Here is an 11,894-nt window from a genome sequence, read left to right on the forward strand (position 1 = left end):
TTCTATAGACACAAACTCCGAACCATAGTATAAAGGCAAGGAGAAAGATTAGAAATTGAAGTAAAATCAAGTGCTTATAAAGCGAGAGAAATTATTCCAAAAGTTTAAATAATCTGGTTGGGGCGCCTGGATTCGAACCAGGGATCGCGGTATCAAAAACCACTGCCTTGCCACTTGGCTACGCCCCAAAAACAAAAAATCTACATACTCATCTCAGCTAAAAAAGCTCTTTAAATGATCAAGGTAACCCCTCGTATTCTTATCTACACCATGCAAACTAATGCCGACAAGCAAAAAAATAAAGATTTTCAATATCCTATTATATAAAGCAATAGTATTGCCAAGGACTTTTAGAAATAACTTATTATTAGCTTTTCTTCCTTCTAACAAGTCAGAATCACTATCATAACATAAAATATACTTTTATTGTTGGAAAATCACTCCCAAGTTAGCTATCTTCCATTAAGAATCTTTCTTCTCAAAACTATTACAAACTTAATTGTAAAGGAGTTCTTTTCTCTTACCCAATAAGATCTCAAGCTCTTATAAAGAGACTTTTCAAATATTTCTCCGTTTAATATCTTTAATGCAAGATACCTGGATATAACCCCGACTGCCCATAACTGCTCGCTACCCTGAAAAAATAAATCGTCTGCTCGTTTTAAAAAACATTCCTTCATAAGAAATATTGATTTAGATAAAAAAGATCGCAATTTTGATACACACTGACCTCCCAAAAACAATAGGAATCTTTGGCAGATTATCAGAAATAAAACACTTATAACTGATTTTAAATAATGTCAGACTACACCCCTTCTCTTAGAAGATCTAAAAAGTGAATAATACCTATCGGTCTTTGATTATCATCTACCACCAAAAGCACAGAAATATTGTGCCGCTGTAAAAGATTCATTGCAATTGTCAGCAAAGTATCAGCCATGATAATCTTTGGATTAGGCGTCATCACATCATCAACCACTAAATTATTAAAATCCTTGTGAAAATTTCTAAAAATATCGCCTTCTGTCATAATTCCTTGCAATCTTTGATTTTCGTCAATAATAGCAACACATCCAAATTTTTTCTCCGAAAGGATGTGAGCAGAATCCATCAATGAAGTACCAATCTTGACAAGGGGAAGTCGTGCACCAGTATGCATGACATCCGAAGCACGACTGAGCAATATCCCTAACTTTCCTCCTGGATGAAAATCATGAAAATCCTGTTCTGTAAAATGACGCGATTCCAGAAGAGCTATAGCTAAAGCATCTCCTATTGCTAATTGCATCAACGCAGAAGTCGTAGGCGTCAATCCATACGGACAAGCCTCTGACTCTTTTGGCAAGGTTAGTATAATATCCGCATGAGATGCCAGAGTAGATTTTTCTCCTGATGTAATCGCTATCAGCGGAATAGAAAAACGTCGCGAATAAGATAAAATAGCTTTAAGCTCATCGGTCTCACCACTCCAAGAAAGTGCAATAATAACATCATCTTGAGAAATCATACCAAGATCACCATGATTGGCTTCAGCAGCGTGTATAAAAAATGCCGGAGTTCCCGTAGAAGCCAAGGTAGAGGCGAATTTGCAGCCAATATGACCACTTTTACCAACTCCAGTGACAATAACACGACCACCAATAGCCTTTATCGCCTCTATAGAATGACTAAAGGGCTGAGATAAATGCCCTAATAAAGCTTTCTCTAAAGAACACAATCCTTTTTTTTCAATTTCAATACTTCGAAGCGCCGATTTAATTGCTGAATTCTTCATCAGAGCATAATTTTCTTTAGTAGATTCTTTAAAATTGAGAAACGATTTAATAAAATATCCAGATCATGTTAACAAACCAAGCGATCTAAATCACCAACAAACTGAAATACCTACTGGTTTTCAAAAAAGAAAATACAATGCGATTATTGAAGGCAATATTAGTTACCAGAAAACCCTGCCTATATCTTGATGATAAAGTAATACTGAAACATATTCATCGATTATGACTCAAAAAAATCACATTCTTACAAAAAAATCCCCCCTGAAATGAAAAATAATTTTGTAATCTAAACCAGCAAGATCCCTCAACTCTTCCCAAGCCGTAGGTGTCAGGACGTCTCCCTTTCATCCCTTGATGAGAAAGTATCTCTGCCTCAAAATCAACGAAAAGCATATCTTGCTCTGATAAAGCTCAAAAAAGATATGTTTTGCTCATTCTATTTTTTCCCAAAATACATCCCTAAACTCTCTAACTCTTATTGAGTCTTTGATCAAGGGTTATGAGCGGTAAAACTTTGATTTTTCATCATAATATATATTTAAAGCACTTTCCTCGACAAAAAATAAGACCATACAAAGCTTTTTTCTGTCTTGGTCATTGTTTGATATTTCTGTTAACAGATATCAAAGGGAAACAGAAAGACAACCTTTCAGCAATCGATTTAAAAGACTATTAGATGAAAAGATAAAAACATCTGACAGTCCTGCTCTCGTTTATAAGATTGGTCGCCTACTACCTTCACACCTGTTTTTAGGTTGTCTGCGTATTCCTCATATATCTTCTTCTGCTATTTTTACAAACGGCAGCACGTCCCCCTTCCTCTGCTTCAAATGCGACAATAAATTTTAAATTGTTCCAGAATAATTAGGACTTTCGCGAGTAATCACAACATCATGAGTATGCGATTCCCGCAATCCAGCCCAAGATACACGAATAAAACTTGCTTTATCTTGAAAATCTTTAATCGTCGCAGCTCCAACATATCCCATGGAAGATTTAAGACCACCAGCCATCTGATGGAGCACCGATGCCACTGGTCCCCTATAAGGAACCTGTCCTTCTACTCCTTCAGGAACCAACTTCAATGTATCGGTTATCTCTTCCTGAGAATAACGCGCAGCTGATCCCCGTGCCATAGCGGAGACAGATCCCATTCCCCTATACGACTTAAAAGGACGACCCTGATGCAGAAATATCTCACCTGGACTTTCATCAGTTCCTGCAAGCAATGAACCTATCATAACGGATCCAGCTCCTGCAGCAATTGCTTTCGCAATATCACCAGAAAATCTAATACCTCCATCAGCAACAACCGATACACCTGCATGAGATGCAACATCAACAACCGACATAATCGCAGAAAGCTGCGGACATCCAACACCTGTTACAATTCTAGTCGTACAAATAGATCCTGGACCAATACCAACTTTTACAATATCCGCACCCGAATCAATTAACGCTAAAGCTCCTTCAGCAGTGGCAATATTTCCAGCCATCACCAATACGGAAGGAAATTTTCTCTTAACTTCTTTTACTGTATCTAATACTTTCCGAGAATGTCCATGGGCAGTATCGACGACCAGAAGATCAACACCAACGTCAACAAGTAGATCTACTCGCTCTTCCATATCCCTAGAAACCGAAATAGCTGCAGCAACACGAAGACGCCCTTCTCGATCTTTAGTTGCATGCGGATTCAGTTGTGATCTCTCTATGTCCTTAACAGTAATCAAACCGATGCAACAGCCTCCATCATCTACAACAAGCAATTTTTCAATGCGATGTTTGTGGAGCAAAGCCTTTGCTGTCGCAAGACTAACCGTTTTCTTAACCGTAATTAAATCTCGAGTCATCAATTCAGCAACCGTTTGACTGGTATTGGAGGCAAAACGCACATCGCGATTGCTCAATATACCTACCAGTTTTCCAGGATTAGAAGAACCAGATTCAACAACTGGAATAGCCGATATACCATGCATCTTCATCAAAGATAACGCACTAGCCAAAGTAGAATCCGGAGAAGTCATGACCGGATTAATCACCATACCACTTTCAAACTTCTTGACTTGATGAACTTGTGCAGCCTGTTCAAGAGGAGAAAAATTTTTATGTATCACACCCAAACCACCAGCTTGGGCCATAGCTATTGCAAGACGGGCATCAGTTACTTGATCCATAGCCGCAGATATAATCGGCAAGTTAAGATCAAAATCTTTAGCTATCTTTGTAGATATATCAACATCAGTGGGTACAACTTCAGCGTATCCAGGTTGTAATAAAACATCATCAAACGTTAAAGCTACACTGCCCATTTTTGTCTCAACAATCCGTGCCATATAAAAAAATCCTCATTAAAAATATACCATAACTCCCAATAGCATCTTATTAACATCCGTTAAAACAATCAACGGCTCACAAATTCTTCTTTGAAATCTGTAAAGAACATTTGAACACATTTCTCATAACATCCACGTCTTCTCTGCATTTTTTGTCTGTGAACCCACCAAAATCCTGTCTTTTATATATAATCTAGAAAAAATTATAAAAAATAAAGTTTATCTCAAAATATCGTTATCTTATAAAAATAGTCTATAAAATATATGTTTGGAATTTTATATATACAATCAATTCACTGAACGCTCTTCTTTTAATAGGAAAAATACCACAAAGCATTCATTCCCCTTCCACAAGGGAAAGAGGATAACATAAAACGCATCCCTCTACTAACGAAGTTCAGAGACTAACAATAAATCACAACCATTAGAGACGAGGATAAAAAACATGGAACATGTTAATGCATTTTTTTTGATATCATAAACTGCTTCTTTTGGTTGTAATGGGAATCCATTAACACTATTAAAACATGACAGAATGAAGACGTTTAATAATTGGATACATCCTTAATACAAACTTTAAAACAATGACTTAACTTGTCGAAGTCCAAAACAGGATACCGTGAATTTTACCGAACCTTTAGGATATCGGTCCCGCACCTTTAAGGCTTTTTCCTCACCATTCCATAAAATCTCTTGGATTGCGGGTTTTGCAAGCTAGTCTAGAATAGCGACTGTCTTGAGAGAAGATGCCGCTATCTTCGTTAATAAGCGTTATGTTATCCAAGTATAGAACAAGAAGTGGATACGGGGCCGATAGTCAGCATAAGAGATCTTGTCTTGCTATATCCTTAAATTGACCCAAAACTTGTTTTGGCAATAACCCCCAACCCTTCATAAAAGGATTATCAGTAATATCATATATGATTGTGTTACGAGACAAACAATCAACGTGATATAATCAAAAAAATCCACCCAATGTTTCTTTTTCCTGGATCACAGAAAACTCTACGGCAACGCCTCCAGGAAAATGTCGTACGACACGACCATGAATGTTATTAAACAATACTGTAGATGATATCTCTGGCTGCGGAGCTACATTCACAGACACCCCAGAAACCGATATATCAATCACCTTACAAGGATGCACAGAATCGTCTTCTAAAACCAACTCTCCATAGACTTCCCAGCAAACTCCACGAACATGTTGACGATAATCCGTAAGATTCAGATCATCTTTATTTGATAGCCAAATGAGCTTCTCTGCCAACTTTTGTCGATTATGCTCAGAAGTGATGATTCTTACTACACATCCTCTTTTGCTATCGCAATTTATGACCTTACCTTCTACGCGTCCAATTTGTTCAATAAAAACAATGATACGCTCTCCTATTTTAATGCCGACATTATCATAGGAAAAACAAAGCCCACCTGGTGATACTTCGCGGACCCGACATTCATGTTCTTCACCATTGAACAACAAAAAAAGTCCTCTAAGATCAACCTTCATGCGCTGAAATGCACGCTGATCTATAAATTGCAGATTGCGAATACTTCGGTACATTCTAAAACATCTCTGATTACAACCACACCTAACTATCAAAGGTTGTATGATATATAAATTAACAATTTATTATTTAATCATATGAATCTTCTTATTCGAATTCTTGGATTTCTTTTGTGATTATCACAAAATCTGGAATTTACTTTCGCCCCCCAAAAAAATCCTCACCACGACACCTATAGCCTGATTATCAAGAAAATATAAAAACATAATAAAAATTTCAGCGCCGAGCCCAATTTATAATTTATTTTTTAAATGAAACACATAGATATACAATAAGATATCGTCTTATTGACTAGAAAAAAATTGGCATGGATGTTCTCTTATAAGAGATTTTTTTTAACACATAATCCGCACGTCAATTATAACATTGGTAAGAATATTTTTTACAATATAAATACATAAAAAATACAATTAAATCAGTTATTTAAATGAATAATTTTACATAAAATATCATTGATTTTCTCAATTATCCCATCCTTTCTTTCGTTGTAATCTTTACGATAGTTGGTTTTTCAAAATCATTAACCATAGACAGAGAATTCTCAGCGGCAGTATCATTAAATGCTACCACAATCAAAAATACAGCTTATCTATAATGCATAAAAGAAAAAGTTGGCGATAATACTACGAATTTTTATGAAAAACAATAAGATTCCTAATCCGTCAATCCATCTGATCTCGCTTTTAATATGCTGAACTCTGATAACAATCTCTTTAGTAGTCTCTGCGAATATAAATTTCTCTATATTGCCATACTGCCATATACTGTTTTCAAGCCAGAATACATTCTTTACATTAACAATTTAAAGTTCCGGCAAGCTTTATTCCATCGCTTTATCTATCAAAGTCTATTGCTTGCTTTTTATCTGCCTAGAACTTGCAGAAATTCTTTAAAATACAAAAAAATTAAACGCAAAACGCATTGAACACATCTCTGAACTATCAAGAAAAGCGCGACTGATAATTATTATAATTTATGCATATCATTGACATCCATCAATATACCTGAGGAAATTAAAAGGAAAATATTAATAATCATTGGAGAAACTCTCCTGTAGATTTTTTTAAAATAGATCAAAATCGCACTCACGAAACACCAAACGACAAATCCATCATGATCTTTTGTTTTATGACCCAATCATCCATTCAATCTTCTCTCTAGATCTCAGCCATCTATTGGCTGATACCAAAAATATATACTATTAATTTTTGTTTTTTTATGGTTGTTGTCCTGCCTTTTTATAGGTTAGGCTGATACATTTTACTTTATATACTTTGTATGCTATAATACTTCCATAAACAAAAGAAATAACGCCTTAAAAGCAATAACTTAATTGCCCCAAACCCTAAATTATATATCGTGGATATTACTACCTTTTATTTATGCCAATCCCGCATCTTTTAAGCTCTCTTTTTCACAATACCATCCAGCCTAAAATGCAAGAAATGGTCTCTTGAGAAACGAAGTTTCGTGCTGCTAATGGATCATAATCAATTATTCCTTACTTGACCATCCGTATCATGAGAGATGGAAAAACGATAACCCAATAGATCGTTTTTAGCAGACGTACTGAATCATTAAAATCTAAAACCCTCTTTAATATTAGTTGTAACATTTTGAGAATCTAGCTTTGCCAGTCTTAAAGGTACATCAGATTTGTTTTCCTCAATAGCTATTTAAGTTCTGCTTTGGAGCTTTAATCTCTCCAATTATCTCTTGTGCTTGATATAGTTTGAATACAAATCAAATATAAAGGGAACGAAAAGAAGCATAAACATAAATGCACTACCAACGATGAACGAACTTATCATTTTCCCTATCAACCTTTGATGCTGTATACGATGCAACCAATCGCCTACCGATAGGGAATCTACTAACATTTCAGCATTTTTAATGAATGCACCAACGCCTTTTGAGGCGTTAAAGAAATCTAAAATATCATCCTAACTTGTAACTTTCTTCAAAATATCTTTGGATGCCTATCTTCCTCGTTCTTTCGCTAACTCCTGACAATGTATAGATGGTAAAAAATAGCGATGTCTAAATTATATACACGTGAAGTGACCTCTAAAAAACTAGCCTATGATACCGCCAAAATGATAGCAGATAACGCCTAAAAGGTAAGACTAGAAGTTTCCTAACCTATAGAAATTACTGAGTCTGAATTTAGCACTCAATTTACTTAAGTCATTGATTTTGATTGTATCAATATTTTCATTTTAGAAGATCAGTTTTTATAGACGCTGAGTCGAATACTTCAATATTCTCACCTTGTAGCTCATAGAGAAACTCTCTTTAAGAGCTTTTTGTATTGAGCGAATACATCAAGGTGAAAGAATAATAGGCACTTTAATGCGTATCAGCGCACCAATGTTAACCGTATCTTTGATGATAAGGACCTTAAACAAACATCAAAAATCGGATATATCTCAACACATATTCCAAAATGTTCATTCCAAAAAGAGTCAAATATCTGAGAAAAAATCCGTTCCTGGAAGCAGAAAATACCCTACTATCTTTTCAGGATTCTTCCTTTTCTCTAGGAATTTTCAGGAACTTCCTCCAATGACGGAGAATATTTCTTATCTACCATCGCCGTTACACAAGAATCTGACCAAACATTTAATGACGTCTCAAACATATCTACGAAACTATATAATGGCAAAATTATACTCATCAAATTTATAGGTATGCCTATATTCGTCAATAAACTTGCACTCAGGAAAAAACACCCCATCGGAACACCTGCATTACCAATCGCAGCGAAACAAGCAATGAACACCCAAAGAAACATGGTTGCTAAAGTAATATCAGCTCCATGATTTTGCATAACATAAATTACCGTCGTAAATATAAAAGCAGCACAACCATTCATGTTAACAGACGTACAAAAAGGCAATATCGACCTGCTTATCTGTGGAGAAATATGAAGATTTTTTTCAGCAAATTTCATAGTAACAGGCAATGTTCCTGTGGAAGATTTAGAGAAAAAAGCCACTACCAAGGCAGGTATCATTCCTTTGAAAACTCTCAATGGATTCAAACCGTTAAAATACAAAAAAATTGGTAAAACTACTGCTCCTTGAACCAGATTAGCTAACAATATAATTGCCAAATATTCACCCAAACCCATCAATTCCAGTCCTTTTTTAAACTGGAGAATTGTAATGGTAATGAAACAACCTAAAGCCAAAGGAATTATTTTCATAAGCCAACTGGTAATAGTCGAAAACACACTATACATTCCTTCGAATAGAGCAATGACAGTGCTTTTTGTCTTTGTATCTGGAATAAAATGGATAGCAATTGCTATGGAACCACAAATCAAAAAAATTCCTATAATTTGACCTTCTAAAAATGGAGCCAAAAAATTTTGCGGAACCAAATTAACGATATACTTCAAATAACCGGCATTATAAATATCTACAGGAACATTCGATATATCTGATTGTAGAGTCATATTTGCAGGAGAAATTACTTTATAAAGAACAAGCGCCACACATGCAGCCAGCAAAGTCGTTGCAATCGTGTAATAGATGGTCAATTTCCACATTTTGCCCATTCCTTGCTCAGGAGTGCACCTCGCCAAACTCACAATTAAAGACAGAGATATCAAAGGCAAACTGATAAATTTAAAAATTCTAATAAAAATATTCGCAATGATTTCTGCAAAGCCATGCAAAACCGGCAAATCCGTAATTCCTGAGAATATACCTACTAATACAGCCAATATATAAAACAGATAAACACCTTTTCTCGACTGCGAACAAACCATCTTTCCCACAAACATAATCAACTCCCTACAAGAACGTTGGATCGAATCAATTAAAAAAAAAAACGATCTTTTCAATATACCTTGGAAGAATCTCACATCAAGAAAAAACGCTTTCATAATAAACGATATTTTTGCAATAACTTCTTCCTGATTAATCTTTTAAAATAACAATAATTCCTTTTTTAAAACACTGCTAGCCTTTCGTTTATAAATTCAGGGAATGTTATTGTAAGACTTCAGCAGATTATGAAACTTCCGTGTGAAAATCTCCCTAAGCAATATTATAGATTATACAATAAAGAAAGAGAACCATTCTCAATGAGTTCTGAGATCTTATGACATTCGCAGAGGACAACGAACCAATGCACGAGGGAGAAACAGAGCATTCCAGAGAAAGAGGGATATCAATCCTATAAAAATAACCGCTCATTGCATTGATTGGTTGCAATGTTCATTCCATCACTAGCGAACATGAATCTATTTATTATGAAAAAGTTTTATGCATGCCTTTCAAGAAATCCCAATATTTCGATTGCATGGTGTGATGTAAAGAAAGCCGTAGCCAAGAACAGGAACAAGGCATTTTCTAATCGAAGACAATCAAGAACTACAAAGAAATTGTAGATTTTGTTTTTGATAAGACAAACTAAAAACCAGTATTTAAGAAATAAAACCAATGACTAAAATCATCAACCGAACAACTTAAATTGAGATACGGCTATCGGCTGTCTTTCATATTTTCCTCTGATAACCGTTCACCATCCAAAAATACAATGTGTTGTATCACATCAAAACCAAAATATTCACCGTAATCATCACAAGCGATTAATCACCCAAAGGAATACGGCTGATAACTATCCTAATCTTATACCCCATAAAACTATCTGATCTACATTCCTGTTTTTAAATCTCTTAAGTCTTGCATAGACGCCTATCAGAGATGGCGACATTTTTATGTGTCATCTCATGGGAAATATTTTTCCTCTTCAGGATCGTTTGGCAACTGGTTTAGAGAGAGATGCAAAGAATCTGGTCGCCCCGACGAAGTACAAAGCCTACGGATGAAGAACAATAGGAACGACTATGGCACTGTCCCTGCCCCCCAAAAAAAGGCTAGCGCTAGTACTAGTCTACACGAACTTATGGTAATGTTTGGGTGGTCAAAAATAGATATGGTTGAATGATATAAACAGAACGTTAACTCTAAAAAAACAGCCCAAAAAACCTGGACTATAATACAGCCAAAATGATAGCATTAACGTGTAAAAGGTAAGACCAACTGTTTTCTAATCCATTGAAATCACAGAGTGTATGTTGAGGAGAACATTGACTTATGTCATTGATATTTCAACATGACATCGCCCCTTCTGAGGATACCACAGCTTGGAATTAAAATTTCGAACCTATTTCTATTAGCATTTCTACACAAATCCTATATTCCCTTATCTGATGAGAGTATAGAGATCCGACTGATCTACGTAGTCGCAAAAACATAAAAAACAATAAAAACAAATCCTGAATGAAATTGCCTGCAGAAATATATCATCGCCAAGGCAAAACTTCTTCAGAATCAGAGAAATTTACGCATCAAAATCAGCACGCTTCAACTCTATTGACTGACCACACCCACAAGAAGAAATCTGATTAGGATTATGAAAACTAAATCCGGAATGAAATTTCGTCGTCTCATAACCAATTTCCGTGCCAATAAGGTATAGTAAAGCAGAAGGATCAATCCAAATTTTTGCACCATCCTTCTCTACCATATCGTCTCCGACAACTGGATCAGTCACCAAATCAACAACGTATTCCACACCCACACATCCTCCTTTTTTAAGAGAAATGCGAATACCCTTAGAAACTCCATCTGAGTTTTTTACTATATCTCTTACTCGAGACGCCGCTTCCTCTGTAACGGTTACTACATTATGAGACACCATATCCAATTCTCTCCTCGGAACTTAAAACGACCATCAACTCTATTTCCCCCAAAAAATAAATATCCAAGAGCTTTCGTGGCAAAAAATAACTACTAATATTAATAATAACCGATAGAAACACGTGCTTCTTCTGACATAAGATCCGGTCTCCAAGGAGGATCAAAAGTTAAAGCAACCTCCACACCGGATATTCCTTCCACTGCACCAACAGCATTTTCAACCCACTTAGGCATCTCTCCCGCTACAGGACAACCCGGAGCAGTAAGTGTCATCAGAATTTTAACCATGTAATTATCTTCAACATCAATCTTATAAATAAGACCAATTTCAAATATATCAGAAGGTATTTCTGGATCACGTACAGTTTTCAAAGCAGCGATTATATCATCCGAAATTCTGGCAAGCTCCTCTTGGGGAATAGAGGATTGCGAAGAATGAGCAGCCAATCTAGGAGTATCGCAAATACTCAAATCATTATCAGTGGATTTTACATCACGCATAGC

Annotated in this window: 7 protein-coding genes and 1 tRNA gene; 1 reads left to right on the forward strand and 7 read right to left on the reverse strand. The window is 35.7% G+C overall.

All coding sequences use genetic code 11. The features are described 5' to 3' along the window. Positions 1-114: 114 nt before the first annotated feature. From H0G72_RS01735 to H0G72_RS01755, 5 genes are all read right to left on the reverse strand, one after another. Positions 115-188 (reverse strand) — tRNA-Gln (locus H0G72_RS01735). A gap of 617 nt (positions 189-805) precedes the next feature. Next, positions 806-1,774, reverse strand: a complete 969-nt coding sequence (locus H0G72_RS01740; protein ID WP_182017002.1) for a KpsF/GutQ family sugar-phosphate isomerase — start codon at positions 1,772-1,774, stop codon at positions 806-808. Positions 1,775-2,620: 846 nt separating this feature from the next. Continuing rightward, positions 2,621-4,111, reverse strand: coding sequence for an IMP dehydrogenase (gene guaB, locus H0G72_RS01745; RefSeq protein ID WP_182017004.1), 1,491 nt, complete (start codon positions 4,109-4,111; stop codon positions 2,621-2,623). 958 nt (positions 4,112-5,069) lie between these two features. Continuing rightward, the gene (locus H0G72_RS01750) at positions 5,070-5,672 is read right to left on the reverse strand and encodes a PilZ domain-containing protein (RefSeq protein WP_182017006.1); all 603 of its coding nucleotides are present in this window, start codon (positions 5,670-5,672) and stop codon (positions 5,070-5,072) included. Positions 5,673-8,215: 2,543 nt separating this feature from the next. Then, positions 8,216-9,466, reverse strand: coding sequence for a dicarboxylate/amino acid:cation symporter (locus H0G72_RS01755; protein WP_182017008.1), 1,251 nt, complete (start codon positions 9,464-9,466; stop codon positions 8,216-8,218). A gap of 941 nt (positions 9,467-10,407) precedes the next feature. On the opposite strand from H0G72_RS01755, the gene H0G72_RS01760 reads away from it, so the two are divergent. Then, positions 10,408-10,635, forward strand: coding sequence for a hypothetical protein (locus H0G72_RS01760; RefSeq protein WP_182017010.1), 228 nt, complete (start codon positions 10,408-10,410; stop codon positions 10,633-10,635). A 396-nt stretch (positions 10,636-11,031) separates the two neighbouring features. Here the strand turns inward: H0G72_RS01760 and H0G72_RS01765 are convergent, their stop codons facing one another. Together H0G72_RS01765 and H0G72_RS01770 are read right to left on the reverse strand one after the other, a co-directional pair. After that, positions 11,032-11,391 carry an iron-sulfur cluster assembly accessory protein gene (locus H0G72_RS01765; RefSeq protein WP_220456076.1) on the reverse strand — a complete coding sequence of 120 codons (360 nt, stop codon included), beginning with the start codon at positions 11,389-11,391 and terminating at the stop codon, positions 11,032-11,034. Between the two features lie 98 nt (positions 11,392-11,489). After that, a complete protein-coding gene (locus H0G72_RS01770) occupies positions 11,490-11,891 on the reverse strand; it encodes a DUF59 domain-containing protein (protein ID WP_182017012.1) in 402 nt (133 codons plus the stop codon). Between the last annotated feature and the right edge of the window lie 3 nt (positions 11,892-11,894).

The sequence above is a fragment of the Candidatus Liberibacter sp. genome (assembly GCF_014048425.1).
Classification (GTDB): Bacteria; Pseudomonadota; Alphaproteobacteria; order Rhizobiales; family Rhizobiaceae; genus Liberibacter.